The following is a 15,419-nucleotide window of genomic DNA, read 5'->3' as shown; positions in this document are numbered from 1 at the left end:
GAACAATTCAACCCTAAACATAATTGAGGACCAAGACACAAGGGATATCAAGGAATCACAACAATAATTATTCTGAGAACGAACTTTTTACGTTGATATAGGCTATAGCGGGTTAATAGCTCTGAAAAGTTCAATGTATTTCATTCATCGGTGAACGGGATACTGATAAATGTAATATATTACTAGATTTAAGTATAGAATTTTTAACATTATTTCTTGATATTTATTTATGGCAAATATGCCCGCTAATGTGCCAGCACAACCCAAAGGGTCTTCAACAGCATGCATATCACTAAAGCATACTCTTAAAGACCCTTGAGCCGAAAATATATTTTATTTTTAGAAATCTAATACACTAAACAAAATGCAAAAGATAATACGGTGTATTAGCTACTGTGCTGCCGACAGAGGAACAACCGGAATGTAGCTACGGTTCCAGACCACGACGGGGTAGTATGCGTAACTCCTCGTTAAGGTATCCTGATCAAACACGTCCAGGTAAAGCCGGTAGTGGTGGTTCGGGTTAATCTTAGTGCCATCAACAACCACGGATATCCCGAGGTTCCCCTCCGAATCATTGCTAGACGCGCCGCCGACGGTGTTAACGTCATCATTAACGATGTTCCCGAACTCATCGAGCTCCTGAACACGCAGGTCGGATATTATACGGTGGGTATTATCGACCCCGGTAATCCCTACAGACAGAGAGTTATCAGTCTTCTGCGGGTCAATGAATCCATCGACAGAGGTGATTGTAGCATAGCCGGAGCTCTGCTTCGCGGGTGCGGAGGGCTGGCTCTGACGGCTCTGATTATTCTGTGACGCAGACTTCGAATTTGAGCTGCTCTGGGATGCGGGTGCACCCTGAGCCTGCTGACCCTGACCGCCGGCATTAGCACCCTGCTGGCCCTGAGCATTAGCACTGGCGCCCTGCTGCTGGCCCTGATCCTGACCGTTCTGCGCCGCAGAATTTGGCTGGCCCTGTGTGGCTCCAGAACGTGCCTCATCCTGAGGGCTTGCAGGCGCTGCGTTTGCCTGCGCGAGCGGAAGAACCGTTACACCTGCAAGGGTGAAAATAGCAGCTCCGGTCATAGCCGAACGAGAATAGCGAAAAGACATCATAAACTCCATTCATCGGTGATACGGACAACTTAACCCTAAACATAATTCAGGACCGAGACACAAGAGATTCCAAGGAGTCGCAACAATAATTATTCTGAGAACGAATTTTTTACGTTGATATAGAAATATTCGAAGTTATTTAGTCAAGATTTTATAAAAAATTTCTCCATTAAGTTTTTACAGAAAATATAGCTCTGCTTCTCGCAAGCAGATTTGAGTTAAATTCAGGCTCCCCGATCTAAAAAGAGTCTTGATCGTGAATCAAACAGTGAAAAGTGCGTTTTATTCACATAAACGCTCCTTTTACACGAGAGGGGTGGGAGGGCAGAGAAAAAGCCCGCCGCATCCGACAGGTAACCGGATGCGACGGGCTTTGTTTAGTGCGCCCTGTGGGGCTCGAACCCACGACCTGCGGATTAAAAGTCCGTAGCTCTACCAACTGAGCTAAAGGCGCGCCGTCCCGCGTGAACGCGAAGACATCATCTACTATACACTACAAATCCGTCACGAGTCGCCTTCGCAGATATGATTTTCGTCCGGCTGAATCCCTCGAAAAACTCGCGCCCTGCCCGTTACACTAAACACCTATGGCTCATCGTGCACATCATCGCCCAGTATCTCAGCCCAGCGAAAAGTTTGAGCGCCGCGTTGGCGGTGAAGATCCCGCCGCCCGTGATGAGGCGGCGCATACGTCTGCTCGTATTCTGCTGGAGCGCGGACGCCAAAATTCTGACCCGGAGGTTGCCGCCCGACTCATAGACTTCACTGACGAATACGGTATTGAGGCGCTTGCGCAGCTCTGGTCTCATTCACCCGCGCGTTCCCTCCCCGGGGCGCTATGGCGCATGTATTCCCTGCGCGACATGGTACGACGCTACCCAAAGGCCACCGCACAAGCGTTCTCTACCGGTATGGGTGCCGATTACCGTTCGCATCTGCTGGCGGGGGTGCCAGACCCACCGGGCGCCTCCGAGGTCGTCAAAACGGCGGACAAAATTCTGGCCGGGCTCTACAGCGGCGATATTGATATAGCTCTCGAACGTTTTGCGGCGTTCGCGCGTGTGGTGGCACTGGGGCTGCGCCTCAACTATGAGCGTGCAGATATTAGCCGACTGTCCGGTAACCCGCAGGGAGTGCATCCGCCCAGTCATGAGGTTCGCCGCGAAGGCATTGAACGCATGTTCCGCGTTCCCGAACAATACCGAAAACTCGTGAAAATCGCCGAGGATTTGGAGGCGACCGCCGCGCACTGGCGGGCAAGCGGCGGACTCGAAGCATTGTAGCCCCGCACGGTACTCGCGCGCTATCAAATCCCGGGAAAATACAGGATTCGGAACTGATGCCGGGTGTTCTGCTTAGAGCTCATGTACCTTGACGGAGGCTCGGCGCGGGCGGATAATTTAAGACAAGATGTCGGGTTGCTAATAGGTAGCCCCGGGCTCCAAATCATTTGCCGCTTCGAGCGGCCTTCCGCCGAGAGGCGCTCCCAGCCCGACATCGCTAACGTTCACAGCGGGAAGGCTATCATGTAGCCTTCCCGCTGTTGTATTCTCAAGCCGCCGCGCGGGAAGTATCAGACCCGCGCACCCTAAGCACACCCGCGTTAGACTGTAACTATGTTGCACCGCATCTTTCCACAAGCCAACAGCTCACTCACCTCGCTTGCACAAATCTCGGTGCAGGTGGCGGAGGCGGCGGCGCTCCTCTCCGAAATGGTTGGCTCATCTACCTCCGAATACCCCGAGCTCTTCGACCGCATGCTGGTGCACGAGGCGAACTCGACCGACCTGTTCTTCATGACCCTCACCACCGTGCGAAGCTCATTTGCCACCCCGGTACCCCGCGAAGACCTCTACACGCTGGCCCGCAAACTCACGAACGCGGTCGAAAAGCTCACGAGTGCCGCGCACATCCTTTATCTGCACAAAATTGACGGTTTTGCCCCGCATATTACCGCGATACTCGACATTATTCAGCGGCAGGCGGTGCTGACCGAGGCGGTAATTCCCAAGCTCGCCGATATTAAGGGCCTGGATAACTATTGGATGGATATGCTGCGTATCTCGCGCCAAGCCGTTCGCACCGCCGAAGAATACGATGCAGAACTCGCCGAACGCTTCCCGATGGAACGCTACCGCCGGTACACCAAGTTCATTGCCCAACTGGTTGAGGCGGCAAATGCGATGCGCGGCGTGTCCTCTGAGATCGGGCGTATTATCGTGCAGGAGTCCTAGTGGTTCTGCTCAGTATTCTGTGTGTGGGCGCGTTTCTTTCCGCGATTTTTGTGACCGGCATGCACGATGCCTCCAATGCGATCGCGGTGCCGGTACGCACCCGCACGATGGGCGATACCGCGGCTCTGATTACCGCCGCGCTGTTCAACGGTATCGGGGTGTTTGCGGCGTATCTACTAATCACCGATATGAGTGTGCCCTGGATTGCCGTTCCCAGCGGGCATTTGGGTCTTCCGGGGCTGACCGCCGCGCTTATCACCGCCGCCTTATGGGGTGTGGCGACCTGGGCCTTACGCATGCCAGCTTCCTCAACGCACGCCCTCATCGGCGCCCTTGCCGGGGTGGCGTGGTATGCTCGGGTTGATGGCGAAGGTTCACGGTTTATCCCCGCGATTTTCGATGCCACCCTGCTGCCGCTCCTCTACCTGCCGCCCCTGATTTTTCTTCTTTCTTGGCTTTTGGTGATCCCGTTTTATCGCTTAGCGATCCGCTCTTCGCCCAGCAGTGTGAACCGGCATTCGCGTGAGGTGTTGGCGGTGTCGGCATCCGCAATTTCACTTCTGCACGGTATGCAGACCGGGTACCTGTACCTGTTGGTGCTGCACGTGCTGGGTGCGGTTTTTCCGCTTCCCACGCGGGACCTCCTCCCTTGGCATGTGCTCACTATTGCGCTGGCTCTGGCGGCGGGCACGCTCACAGGTGGGCGGCGCATCGGCTACACCTTCGCCTACCGTATGGTGCGCTTAGATCCGATGCGCGGCGCGGTAGCTCAAGGCACCACGGCTCTTATGCAGGCGCTCGGGTACTTCCTGCTGCAGCTGCCGTTCTCGTCTTCGCACCTGGCGACCGCATCCGCCCTGGGGGCTGGGGTGAATCAGCGGTTTAACTCGGTGAAGCCGAAGATCGTTGCGAACATTATGCTGACCTGGTTTGTCACGCTTCCGGCATGTTTTTTGTGTGCGATCGCCCTCATGATGGCTCTTGATGGCATATTTGGGTAGAATTTTTACCCCTAATGTGGGCTGGAATGCTCGCTTATTCCCGCGCAACTCCGTAGAATTCTAGACAACCCTATATATTTCCGCCCTACGTGCCTTATGCGCAGGCCTTATATATTCTTTGGAGAGCTTTGTTTTCCTCTGTCGCCGTCATTGTACGCACGAAAGATCGCCCGGTCTTTCTCGCACGTGCCCTGCAGAACATCGCCGAGCAACGGTATACGCAATACACCGTGTACGTGGTCGATGACGGCGGAAATCAGGAAGAATCTCAGCAGATTATTGACCGCAGCCCGGTTGCGGCACAGACCGTTCTTCTTCATGCTGCGGGCGGCAATATGGAAGCGGCTTCTAACCTGGGTGTGCGTTCCAGTGAGTCTACCTATATCGCCATTCACGACGACGATGACCTGTGGGATCCCCAATTCCTGGAACGTACCGTCGCAACCCTTGATGAGACCGGCGCCGATATGTGCGTGGTACGGATTATTGAGCGTTTTGAGCGGCAAACCGAGGACGGTTTTATTGTTCTGAACGAATGCACCTTCCACGAAGATCTGCCCGCGATGGGGCTGCAGTTCCTATTCCGCACCAATCGCGCGGTTCCTATCGGCGTGCTGTACCGCCGCACCCTGCACGAGAAGGTGGGGTATTTTGATGAGGAACTTCCCGTGGTGGGCGACTGGGAATTCAATATGCGCGCCGCCATGGCCGGTGAAGTTCAGCTTCTGGACGAGCCGCTGGCGTACTGGTGCAAACGCCCCGATGCGACGGGTTCTGCCGCCAACAGCGTGAGCCACGAGCAGCAGCATCGTATTTTTGATGCGCAGGTGCGCGCCAACGCGATCCGTGAAGACCTTGCCGCCGGGGCGCATATTGGGCCCTATCTCTACCAGGCGCACCTGACGAACGAACTTGACGGTCGTTTATTGGAAACCCTGGAGGCGCTTCAGGACGTTCAGGAGCGTTTGGAGCGCCTCGAAAATATGCAGCAGGAACAGTGTGAGCGGCTGCACCGCATGGAGCGGGCGATGTCGTGGAGCGGCAAACTTTCGCGTTTGCGTGCCGTTTTTTCGCCTAAAGATTCATCAAGCAAATAGGTACGCATATGACTCGTGTTCTTGTTGTCGGCGATATTGGCCAGCCCGTCTACCATGTGGGGGACGAGGCCATGACGATCAGCACCGCCGAATACTTGGCGGATGCAGGAATGCAGGTTATTTTAGCAACCCGTGATACCGATCAGAGCAAGCGTTATCTGGGGGCTCGGGGTTCGTCTGCATACGAATATATGCCGTTTTTGCTGTTCCCGTGGGCGCCTGCCGAGCGCGAGATCACGTTGGAACGCCTCGAAGAGTTTCTGGTGGGCGGCGTTATGCCGAATCTGCCCGACTTTTGCCCGTCGGCGCAGCATATCCGCGATTTTGTAGAGGGTATTCAATCGGTGGATGCGGTTGTCATCTCCGGCGGCGGCAACTTGAATTCGCGCTACGGTTGGCTGCTGTATGAGCGCGCCGCTATCGCGCTAGTGGCGCAGTATGCGAAGATTCCGGTCTTTGTTTCCGGGCAGTCGATTGGTCCCGTGCTTTCCCCGCGCGATGAGGAAGTTCTGCTGCGTATGCTGCGTTCGGCAGCCTCGGTGGCGGTGCGCGAGCGCAGCTCCTACGAGTGGTGCCGTGAGCACGATCTTAAGGCGCTTGCGGGTGTGGATGATGCCAGCGACTACCGGGCGCATACCCCCGAGATGACGCTCAACTATGCGAGTGTGCGGGTTGAGGTTCCTGAGCTTCCCGAGCGTTATGTGTGCGTGACGGTGCACGAGGTTTCGGGGAGCAAAGTACATGAACTAGCCTCTTTATTAGACAAGATTTACGCCGAATATGGGCTGGCGGCGGTCTTCCTGGGGCATATGGGCGACCCGGCGTCGGAGGGCGGGCGCACCGGTGACTACAAGGCGCATGAACTGGTTGCCGCATCCATGAAATCCCCGGCGACAGTGATACCGATTCTGCACGCGGATGCGACGGTGCGTATCCATCAGGGTGCCGCGCTGAATATTACCGACCGGTACCATCCCGCGGTTTTTAGCCTTAGCGCCGGTATTCCTGCGGTTGCGCTGGTGCCCGATGCGTTTACTGAGATGCGGATTTGCGGGGTCATGGGGCATTACGGGATGCAGAATTTTATGACTCCGCTTCATATGCTCGGCACCGACATTCCCGAGAAGCTCATTGCGTCTGCGCTCTCACTCAGCAGGGGGCAACGCCAAGAGCTGCGGGCGCGGCATGAGGCGGTAACCGTGCTGCTTCACGCGTGGCGTGAGTATCTTGCGGCCTCTGTGCGCGGGGAGAAGCAGGCGCATATGCCGGAGGATATTTCTGAGGCTGCGGCGGTTCCCGCCTTAGAGCCGTCCCTAGAGGCGATTAACAATGCGGTGCGTGAGCTTTTGCTGAAGACTTCGCTGGCCGAGGGTACCGAGTGGGCGCTTTCGGATCGCATGCACTCGTGGGAAGCGCATATGCGGGGTGAGTTTGAGCGTGCCGAGGATGAGCTGCAGGCGTTGAAACGTTCGCGGATGGTGCGGGCGGCGCATCGTACCAGTCGGCAGGTGCAGGCGATGCGGCATATCGGGAGCCGGTTCCGGTAGCCTGCCGCCCCTAACCTCTTTTACAAAAGAGCCTTGCCAAACATCAGAGATCCCGCTTTGTTTCGAATGAGGAGCCTTTGATGCATATCATCCAAGGGTGCAAAAGACCTGCGGCGGCACAATTTCAGGGCGGGTAGACTAGACACTATGGCACACGCATCCATGAAGGAACAATTCTTAAACTATGTCCGCGCCGGAGCTCACCGCGTTCGGGCGGGATTTTTTCAGTCTATTCAGATCACGATCGCCTCAATGGGGGCGTATCTTTTTGCGGAGCGTGTGCTGGGGCATGAGGAACCTATTTTCGCGGCGGTCGCGGCACTAGTCTCGCTCGGGTACGTAAGCGGCTCTACCCATTCGCGGCGCATCCTAGAGGTTTCGTTCGGGGTGAGCCTGGGTATTCTGATTGGCGATCTGTTTTTGCAGATGCTCGGGCGCGGCATCTGGCAGGCCACGCTTGCCCTGTTTATTTCGGTACTTCTGGCCAGGTTCTTGGATAACGGCATTATTTTTACGATTCAGCTCAGTTTTCAGGCATGCCTGGTGATTCTGCTGCCACCAACCTCGGATCTGCCGTTTACCCGCAGCCTTGACGGCGTGATCGGTGGTGTTGCGGCGTTCCTTATGATGTTTTTGATGCCTAAAGACCCGCGAAGTGGGTCACGTCAGCGTGCTGAGGCTCTTATGAGCGCTTTCTCGGATGTCTTCTTTCTGGCGGCGAAGGCGATCCGCCGGTACAACTACGATCAGGCGTATCAGAGCCTGCAGGATTCGCGTAAACTTCAGCCGCTGTATGATGCAAGCAAGAACGATTTGGTGACGGCGCGCGGTATGGCGCAGCTTTCGTGGGCGGGAAAGAAGACCCGAATCGAGCTTGATCGACTGGCGCAGACCCTCGGGGCTATCGATTTGGCGATTCGTAATACCCGCGTGTTTAACAGGCGCATGGCATCCACGATTGCGCATGTGCAGCTGCGCCCGAAGGCTCTTGAAACGCTTTCGGCGGCGCTCGAAGAACTGGCGCTTGCCGCCCAGAGCACGGGACTGGGCATGTATTCCAGCACCGAACATGAGCGTGAACACTATATGGAAGTTGCCCGCGAGCGCCTGATTTCTCTCGCCGAGACCCTGGAGCCGAAGCATCTGGGGGTAGAGACCTTCGAGGGCGAGTCGTTGGTGCTTATGCTGAGGCTTATAACCGTGGATATGTTAGAGGCTACCGGTATGGATCATGAGGATGCGGTCGCCACGCTGGTACCTCTGGGCGAGGCCGTGACGGAGCATGCGCCGCGTACCTCCGAGATTCCGATTGTGCAGGCTGATGTTGCGGGGGCTCAGGAGGAGGATTTGCGCACCCGCACCGTTAACATCATGCTGCGCGATGAAGACCTCGAAGAGGGGCTGGGGTAGGTCGTGTGCGTCTAATCCCCGTGGAATCCGCCCATAAGACCCTACCATGAGACCCGCGAGCAGATAGTATTTCGGCGAGCAGATAACGAATTGCTATCTGCTCGCCGAAATACTATCTGCTCATGCATATGACACGTTTTATGATGATGTGCGTCCCCGTGCCGCAGGAGGCAGCGGTGTGTGGAGTTTGGCGAGTTCCGCCAAGCTTTCGGTTTCCTCCTGTGTGAATGTGCATGCCAAGAGTTCTTGTATATCAGGGTCGGTCTTCATGACATCGGTTAATCGCATCCCTAAAACCGTGTTGATGAGCATACCTTTTGCCAAGAATTTTTCGGTTGCTTTAGGGCTCATCCCTATTTCGTGGTGCAGTACTCGGTATATACGCATAAATTCGTCGCGGGCGAGCTGACCAAACCGCTCATAATGCCCCATCGTGAAGAGATGCATCATGGTTAGCAGGATTCCCCGGTCAGCTACAAGTTTTACGTAGGCATGCCCCATCTCTCTTATGAGTTCCTGAGGGCTTTCTACACCTTGAGCGGCTGTGCGGAATACTTCAATGGTTTTATCAACAGCACGGCTGACTGTTTCTACGAAGAGGTTTTCTTTAGAACCGAAGGTGCGCACAATATATGCTTGGCTTACTCCAGCTGCTTTGGCAACGGCGTCTGTAGTAGCTCCGGTGTAGCCACGCTCACCAAAAACAATTCTGGCGGCGTTTAGCATCTGTTCACGGCGCTCGGCGGCGGGGAGCCGTTGCCCAGGTGAAGGTTTTTTCTCGGCCATATTGACATGTTATCACCCGATAACCTAGCTTTAAGTAATCAATTGATTACTTAAAGCTAGACGAAACGGACCTTCCCATGCAACAGACCCCACAGGTAGAAAACCATCGCACCCACCCCGCCTGGCTCATCATCATCTCACTATCCATTCCTATGTTCATGGCTTCCCTCGATAACCTCGTCGTCACCAATGCCCTTCCAGTCATTCGGGCAGATCTGGGAGCCACGCTGGAAGAGCTCACCTGGACAGTAAACGCCTACACCCTGACCTTTGCGTCCTGCATTCTCATGTCCTCGGCACTGGCCGACCGGTTTGGACGCCGCACCGTCTTCCTCCTTGGAGTCTTTATATTTACTGCCTCCTCTGCATGGTGCGGTATCAGTGATAATATCGGTGCCCTCATCACGGCCCGTACTCTTCAAGGAATCGGCGGCTCTGCCGTTATGCCACTTTCCCTTGCGTTGCTGAGTACTTCCGTACCCGAGCGGCTGCGTGCTACTGCTATTGGCATCTGGGGAGGAGTCGCTGGACTCGGTGTAGCACTCGGTCCCCTTATCGGCGGCGCCGTAGTAGAAGGCATGAACTGGCACGCAATTTTCTGGATTAACGTACCATTCGGGTTGCTCTGCATTCCCCTGGTATGGATCACAATCCCGGAATCCCGTGGTCGCCCCGAACCGCTTGATTTCCTTGGGCTGGCCCTCGTTGGAATAGGGCTGTTCGGAATAACTTACGGCATCGTGCGTGGAAACGATGCCGGATGGACAAGCGCAGAGGTCTTGACCGGTCTTATCGGGGGCGTTGCTCTTATAGTAATCTTCATCTGGTGGGAATCACACGCCGCCTCGCCTCTGCTTCCGCTGCGCCTCTTTAGCAACCGCAGTTTCAGCATGGCGAATATTGTGGGTTTCCTCTTTTTCTTCGGTATTTTTGGGGCTATTTTTATCTTGATACAGTTCTTGCAAGTGGTCCAAGGAGCAAACCCGCTCGAAGCCGGGCTGATGACCATGCCATGGACTCTCGCGCCCTTCGTTGTTTCACCGCTTACAGGACTACTGACATCCAGGGTCGGCACCCGTCCGGTGATTGTGGTCGGCATGGCACTCATGAGTATTGGGCTGCTCTGGAGCGGCATAATCCTCGACCCCAGTGTTGAATACATCCATTTTGTACCTCCTTTTATAGCTGCCGGAGTGGGCATGAGCTTGGTTTTTGCCCCTATTGCCGCAGCAACCTTGCAAGGTATGGCCCCTGAAGACAGGGCAACCGCCTCGGGAACTAACATGACCGTGCGGCAAGTAGGAGTCGCACTGGGGGTTGCCACTCTCACCGCAATTTTTACGGCTCTCAACGGCGTCCTCAGTCCCACAGGGTTTACGGATGCAGCTTCCCCAGCCATTTTGACCGATGCGGCGGTAATGATGCTGGGAACTTTTGCTGCCTTTTTCCTCCCCAAACATGTGCGTACGGAAGAGAAAGTGCAGAGTTAACCGCCTAGCCTGCGTGAGCAGATAGTATTTCGGCGAGCAGATAGCATTCCGTTATCTGCTCGCCAAAATATTATCTGCTCGCGGTTCACGTCACGATGTGCGGCAGTTATTTATCCTGCGGGAAGAGCAGGTTCAGCGCCTCGCCCAAGGTGGCGACCTCGCGCACGGTCACCCCATCGGGCACCTGCCCCACACCCGTTGGGGATGCGGGCACCAGCACATGCGTGAACCCCAGCCTGCCGACCTCGGCGATACGCTGGCGAATACCCGGCACGGCACGCACCTCCCCCGCCAGACCGACCTCGCCAAACACCGCGAGTTTACGCGGCAGCGGCTTATTCTGCGCGGCTGATGCCAGCGCCATCACACACGCCAAATCGGCGGCGGGCTCAGAGATTTTGGCGCCTCCCACCGTGGAAACATAGCAGTCAAGTTTGCCCACGTTCAGCCCGGCACGGCGCTGCAAAACCGCCAAAAGCATCTGGATGCGCGCCGAATCCAACCCCGCCACCGTGCGCCTGGGCGCGGGTGCCACCGCCTGATCCAACAGCGCCTGGACTTCGGCCAGCAGCGGGCGGCGCCCCTCCATCGTCACGGTCACGCAGGTTCCCGCCACCGGATGCGGCGTGCGCGAAACAAACATGCCGGACGGGTCGAGCACAGGCGCGATCCCGTCCTCGTGCATATCGAAGCAGCCGACCTCGTCGGTGGGTCCGTATCGGTTTTTGATAGCGCGCAGCATACGAATATTGGAGTGTTTATCGCCCTCGAACTGGCACACCACATCGACCAGATGTTCCAGCAGGCGGGGCCCGGCGATCGTGCCTTCCTTGGTTACATGCCCCACCAGCAGGGTGCACATATTGCGTGCTTTCGCGGCGGCAATCAGTGATGCGGCAACCTCCCTCACCTGCGTAACACCCCCGGCGCTGCCCTCAACATCTGCGGAGGCAAGGGTCTGCACCGAGTCGATCACCAGCATCGCCGGGTCTACCTGCTCAATATGCGCCAGCGCGGTTCCCAGGTCGGTTTCGCTCGTCAAGTACAGGGTATCGGCGACGGCGTGGATGCGGTCCGCACGCAGCTTAACCTGCGCGGCGGATTCCTCACCGGTCACGTACAGTACGTCGCGGGTTTTCGCTCGGGCACGCTCGGCGGCGGGGGTTCGCGGGGTGTATCCGCGCGCGAAGGTGGCGGCAACATCCAACAGCAGGGTAGATTTGCCCACGCCGGGTTCGCCAGCCATCAGAATCACGGCACCGGGCACCAGTCCCCCACCGAGCACCCGGTCGAATTCGGGGTTTCCGGTGCTCATATAGGCGGCGACGGTCGAGTCTACCTCGCCGATCACCTGCGCCGGTTTCTGCACGCTGGATGCGGTACGGGTGCGCGCCACGGTACCCCCGGCGGCTTCCTCAACAGACCCCCAGGTTTGGCATTCACCGCATCGACCCACCCATTTGGCGGTGGTCCAGCCGCATTCGGTACAGCGGTAGGCGGGGGATCCTTTAGTGGTTTTTGTGCGTGCAGCCATGGTTTTTATTGTACGGGCGACCCTGACGTTTTAAACACCCAGATCTTCAAAAGCCGAAGAAGAGAATATCGGGGTGGGGCGCGCACAAAGGCGGTGACACAGGCTAAAACGATACAATATATTCCGTGCAGACAGATTACAGTGAACTCCTCCTGAAGACCATTGCGCAGATCGCCCCCGGCACCGAGCTGCGTGAAGGGTTAGAACGCATCCTCCGCGGGCGCACAGGCGCACTCATCGTGCTCGGTTCAGACCGCACCGTCACGGGACTCTCCTCCGGTGGGTTCACCATCGACACCGAATTTTCTGCCACCCGCCTGCGTGAGCTCGCCAAAATGGATGGCGCGATCATCTGTGACCGCGACGCCACCCGCCTGCTCATGGCGGCAGTACAGCTCATGCCGGATGCAACCATTGACACCAACGAATCCGGAACACGCCACCGCACCGCCGAACGCATGGCAATCCAGACGGGTTTCCCGGTGATCTCGGTCAGCGCCTCTATGTCCGTCATTTCGGTGTATGTAGACGGCACCCGGTACACGGTCGAAGACACCCAATACCTGATGGCGCGCGCCAACCAGGCAATCCAGACCCTTGAAAGCTATAAGAAACGCCTCAACAAGGTGCTTTCCACGCTGTCCGCGCTCGAAATCGAATCACACGTTACGCTCAGCGATGTCGCTATCACCCTGCAGCGCATGGAGATGGTACGGCGCATTATCTCTGAAGTCAGTCACTATGTGCTTGAACTCGGTGTGAACGGTCGCCTGGTGGCGCTTCAACTTGAAGAGCTCCGCAGCCCCGATATGGCGGGTATCGACGTTATTCTGCACGACTACCTGCCGCGACCCACCGCGCAAAGCATCTCCATCGCAACCCGGGCTCTGCGCGACCTTACCGACATGGATATTGTGGACCTCACTATGATCGCCCAGGCCGCAGGGTTCGGCGATTACGAGCTCGACACTCCCCTGCAGCCGCGCGGCTACCGCCTGCTTGACGGCATCGCCACTATTCCGAACACAATTGCCGAACGCCTCGTTGAACGATTCGGCACTTTGCAGGCGCTCATGGCCGCATCCTTAGAAGATCTGCGTGATGTTGATGGCATAGGCGAGCACCGTGCCCGCACCGTGCGCGAATCGCTCTCCCGCATGGCGGAAAGCAGCCTCGAAAAATACCTCTAACATTAGCCGGGTTACGGTCCGTAAGAACACCAGCCACCCGATAGAAAGAGCCTTTATTTCAATAAAGCGTTAAAAACTCTCTTTATTGAAATAAAGGCTCTTTTTATACATCTTTTATATATTCCCGCAGGGAAATACTGTGGGCGCTATTTCAACAGGAAGTTCACCCGCTGCGAGGTCACCCCGTTCACGGTGGCCGTCACCCAGTACGTGCCCTTCGCCGTATTCTTCAGCGCATTACACCCGGAGGTATTGAGCTTACGATCCCACGCAACATCGCTGGCGGCTTCCTTGCCCGCAGGAATCTCGGTCTTCTTCGTGGGAGTGGGCGTGCACTTCGCAGACGAATACACCTGGGTATCGCCCGACGTAATGTTGATCTCCACACCCTCGGCAACCTTATCGCCGCCAATAAAGCAGGGATTACCCGCAGAATTCGTGTATACCACGTGGAACGACGGCATTTCACCGGGCGCATACTGCTTCTTCGAAGGCTCGACCGTCACCTTTAGATCCTTGGCATTGCACAGAGCCACGGCTGGCGTTGCGGATGCGCTCGCCGACCCAGACGGAGTTGCACTGCCGGATACCGCTGGGGTCCCAGAAACGGACGGGGTTGCCGATGCATTCGGGCTGCCGGATGCTGAACCGCTCACCGGCCCCGAAGGCGCAACCGTAGAAGGTGTGGGGCGCGCGCTGAAATTCTGGAAAGGTTCGCCGGTGGCTGTCGCCTCTGCGGCGGCATCGTCTTGAGGCCCCTTATTAATCTGGTTCACTAGGGTGGTAATACCAACAATGCCAACCAGCAAGACAAGAATAAGCACTACCACGGCAACGATACGACGACGGCGGTATACTTCGGGGGGTAATTCGGGACCAAGTTCAGACATACCGTTAAGAATAACGGTTTTTTGGGTGTCGTGCATGCAAAACCATATATATAAACTACATGGAATAGATAAAAATACGTTGCCTGTATATTGTGGGTCAATTGGCACCCGACACCCAATATAACCTACCCTAGAAACAGTAATACATTACAACGCAAGCAATTATTGCCATGTTCAATTTACAAAACTCACACGAACTACACCACCGCATAAATACCTGGTACCAGCATCATGCCCGCGACCTGCCGTGGCGCCGTGCCGACTGCACGGCCTGGGGTGTGATGGTGAGCGAATTCATGCTGCAGCAGACTCCCGTGAACCGCGTGCTTCCCGTTTGGGAAGAGTGGATGCGCCGCTGGCCCACACCCGCATCCCTCGCCGCCGAAGACAGTGCGGAGGCGGTGCGCGCCTGGGGTCGTCTGGGCTATCCGCGCCGTGCCCAACGCCTGCACGGTGCGGCGGTCGCTATTACGAAGCATCATGACGGCGAGGTTCCGGCGGATTATGATGAACTTCTTGAGCTTCCCGGCGTGGGGGCATACACTGCGGCGGCGATTACGGTCTTTGCCTTCGGCAGACGCGCCACCGTTATCGACACTAATATTCGCCGGGTGCACGCCCGCGCCGTCATGGGCAAGGCGCTGCCCCACAAACATTTGAACGTCGCCGAAACAACCCTTGCCGAAGAGCTGATGCCGCAGAATACCGCCGTATCCTGCGTGTGGAACGCCTCTGTTATGGAGCTGGGCGCGCTCGTGTGCGTCGCCAAGAATCCCCGCTGCGAGCAGTGCCCTCTTGAGGATATCTGCGCGTGGGTGAAGGCGGGCAAACCACAGGCCGAGTATACGCCTACAGGGCAGAGCTGGCACGGCACCGACCGGCAGCTGCGCGGTGCCATGATGGCGGTTCTGCGCGCCGCGCACGCACCGGTGCCGCGGGAGCTTCTAACGGACTTCTCCACCGATATTACAGTTCCCGATGCGCTAAAGGTTCCGGTGCAGGATTTACGCAAACTCGACTCGCCCCAAGAACAAATCGATCGATGCTACAGCGGGCTTCTCAAAGATAAACTCGCGAAAGAGCGTAAAGACAGAGTTTCGCTTTAGGTTTTGGCCTTT

At 56.6% G+C, this 15,419-nt stretch carries 13 protein-coding genes and 1 tRNA gene; 9 read left to right on the top strand and 5 right to left on the bottom strand.

From position 1 onward, the window contains the following. Positions 1-390: 390 nt before the first annotated feature. Entirely contained in the window at positions 391-1,131 is a 741-nt protein-coding gene (locus tag HMPREF2625_RS03275; protein ID WP_070521741.1) for a hypothetical protein, read from the bottom strand. A 372-nt stretch (positions 1,132-1,503) separates the two neighbouring features. Beyond that, a tRNA-Lys gene (locus tag HMPREF2625_RS03270) sits at positions 1,504-1,576 on the bottom strand. Positions 1,577-1,709: 133 nt separating this feature from the next. Between HMPREF2625_RS03270 and HMPREF2625_RS03265 the strand changes: the two genes are divergently transcribed. The 6 genes from HMPREF2625_RS03265 to HMPREF2625_RS03235 all read left to right on the top strand — a co-directional run bounded on the left by HMPREF2625_RS03265 (position 1,710) and on the right by HMPREF2625_RS03235 (position 8,411). Beyond that, the gene (locus HMPREF2625_RS03265) at positions 1,710-2,405 is read left to right on the top strand and encodes a hypothetical protein (RefSeq protein WP_004005703.1); all 696 of its coding nucleotides are present in this window, start codon (positions 1,710-1,712) and stop codon (positions 2,403-2,405) included. A 333-nt stretch (positions 2,406-2,738) separates the two neighbouring features. After that, the gene (locus HMPREF2625_RS03255; protein WP_004005702.1) at positions 2,739-3,356 is read left to right on the top strand and encodes a DUF47 domain-containing protein; all 618 of its coding nucleotides are present in this window, start codon (positions 2,739-2,741) and stop codon (positions 3,354-3,356) included. Then, complete coding sequence (locus HMPREF2625_RS03250; RefSeq protein ID WP_013397959.1) at positions 3,356-4,357, top strand: inorganic phosphate transporter; 1,002 nt, start codon at positions 3,356-3,358, stop codon at positions 4,355-4,357. The genes HMPREF2625_RS03255 and HMPREF2625_RS03250 overlap by 1 nt, the downstream gene beginning before the upstream one ends. A gap of 128 nt (positions 4,358-4,485) precedes the next feature. Beyond that, positions 4,486-5,454: a glycosyltransferase family 2 protein gene (locus HMPREF2625_RS03245; protein ID WP_246826601.1), complete on the top strand. Its 969-nt coding sequence runs from the start codon at positions 4,486-4,488 to the stop codon at positions 5,452-5,454. An 8-nt stretch (positions 5,455-5,462) separates the two neighbouring features. Next, positions 5,463-7,001, top strand: coding sequence for a polysaccharide pyruvyl transferase family protein (locus tag HMPREF2625_RS03240; protein ID WP_070521732.1), 1,539 nt, complete (start codon positions 5,463-5,465; stop codon positions 6,999-7,001). A gap of 147 nt (positions 7,002-7,148) precedes the next feature. Further along, the gene (locus tag HMPREF2625_RS03235; protein WP_070521730.1) at positions 7,149-8,411 is read left to right on the top strand and encodes an FUSC family protein; all 1,263 of its coding nucleotides are present in this window, start codon (positions 7,149-7,151) and stop codon (positions 8,409-8,411) included. A 138-nt stretch (positions 8,412-8,549) separates the two neighbouring features. Here HMPREF2625_RS03235 and HMPREF2625_RS03230 read toward each other — a convergent pair whose 3' ends face one another. Beyond that, the gene (locus tag HMPREF2625_RS03230; protein WP_004005742.1) at positions 8,550-9,197 is read right to left on the bottom strand and encodes a TetR/AcrR family transcriptional regulator; all 648 of its coding nucleotides are present in this window, start codon (positions 9,195-9,197) and stop codon (positions 8,550-8,552) included. A 77-nt stretch (positions 9,198-9,274) separates the two neighbouring features. Here HMPREF2625_RS03230 and HMPREF2625_RS03225 point away from each other — a divergent pair, with 77 nt between their 5' ends. Next, positions 9,275-10,687 carry a DHA2 family efflux MFS transporter permease subunit gene (locus HMPREF2625_RS03225; protein WP_070521726.1) on the top strand — a complete coding sequence of 471 codons (1,413 nt, stop codon included), beginning with the start codon at positions 9,275-9,277 and terminating at the stop codon, positions 10,685-10,687. 106 nt (positions 10,688-10,793) lie between these two features. Here HMPREF2625_RS03225 and radA read toward each other — a convergent pair whose 3' ends face one another. Then, complete coding sequence (gene radA, locus HMPREF2625_RS03220; protein WP_070521724.1) at positions 10,794-12,221, bottom strand: DNA repair protein RadA; 1,428 nt, start codon at positions 12,219-12,221, stop codon at positions 10,794-10,796. A gap of 125 nt (positions 12,222-12,346) precedes the next feature. Between radA and disA the strand changes: the two genes are divergently transcribed. Next, on the top strand, positions 12,347-13,411 hold the full coding sequence (gene disA / locus HMPREF2625_RS03215; RefSeq protein ID WP_004005745.1) for a DNA integrity scanning diadenylate cyclase DisA: 1,065 nt from the start codon (positions 12,347-12,349) through the stop codon (positions 13,409-13,411). A gap of 146 nt (positions 13,412-13,557) precedes the next feature. Here the strand turns inward: disA and HMPREF2625_RS03210 are convergent, their stop codons facing one another. Next, entirely contained in the window at positions 13,558-14,337 is a 780-nt protein-coding gene (locus HMPREF2625_RS03210) for a hypothetical protein (RefSeq protein ID WP_070521721.1), read from the bottom strand. A 134-nt stretch (positions 14,338-14,471) separates the two neighbouring features. Between HMPREF2625_RS03210 and HMPREF2625_RS03205 the strand changes: the two genes are divergently transcribed. Then, complete coding sequence (locus tag HMPREF2625_RS03205) at positions 14,472-15,407, top strand: HhH-GPD family protein (RefSeq protein ID WP_070521714.1); 936 nt, start codon at positions 14,472-14,474, stop codon at positions 15,405-15,407. The last annotated feature ends 12 nt before the right edge of the window (positions 15,408-15,419 follow it).

This window comes from Rothia sp. HMSC064D08 (assembly GCF_001809525.1).
GTDB classification, from domain to species: Bacteria; Actinomycetota; Actinomycetes; order Actinomycetales; family Micrococcaceae; genus Rothia; species Rothia dentocariosa.
The sequence above is the reverse complement of the archived record's forward strand: the minus strand, read 5'-3'. Positions and strand labels throughout refer to the sequence as shown.

Excerpts from the sequence above, each read along its gene's own strand:
- HMPREF2625_RS03235 (WP_070521730.1), top strand. The coding sequence starts at position 7,149 with ATGGCACACGCATCCATGAAGGAACAATTCTTAAACTATGTCCGCGCC.
- HMPREF2625_RS03230 (WP_004005742.1), bottom strand. The coding sequence starts at position 9,197 with ATGGCCGAGAAAAAACCTTCACCTGGGCAACGGCTCCCCGCCGCCGAG.
- HMPREF2625_RS03240 (WP_070521732.1), top strand. The coding sequence starts at position 5,463 with ATGACTCGTGTTCTTGTTGTCGGCGATATTGGCCAGCCCGTCTACCAT.
- HMPREF2625_RS03210 (WP_070521721.1), bottom strand. The coding sequence starts at position 14,337 with ATGCACGACACCCAAAAAACCGTTATTCTTAACGGTATGTCTGAACTT.
- HMPREF2625_RS03255 (WP_004005702.1), top strand. The coding sequence starts at position 2,739 with ATGTTGCACCGCATCTTTCCACAAGCCAACAGCTCACTCACCTCGCTT.
- HMPREF2625_RS03225 (WP_070521726.1), top strand. The coding sequence starts at position 9,275 with ATGCAACAGACCCCACAGGTAGAAAACCATCGCACCCACCCCGCCTGG.
- radA (WP_070521724.1), bottom strand. The coding sequence starts at position 12,221 with ATGGCTGCACGCACAAAAACCACTAAAGGATCCCCCGCCTACCGCTGT.
- HMPREF2625_RS03205 (WP_070521714.1), top strand. The coding sequence starts at position 14,472 with ATGTTCAATTTACAAAACTCACACGAACTACACCACCGCATAAATACC.
- HMPREF2625_RS03275 (WP_070521741.1), bottom strand. The coding sequence starts at position 1,131 with ATGGAGTTTATGATGTCTTTTCGCTATTCTCGTTCGGCTATGACCGGA.
- HMPREF2625_RS03265 (WP_004005703.1), top strand. The coding sequence starts at position 1,710 with ATGGCTCATCGTGCACATCATCGCCCAGTATCTCAGCCCAGCGAAAAG.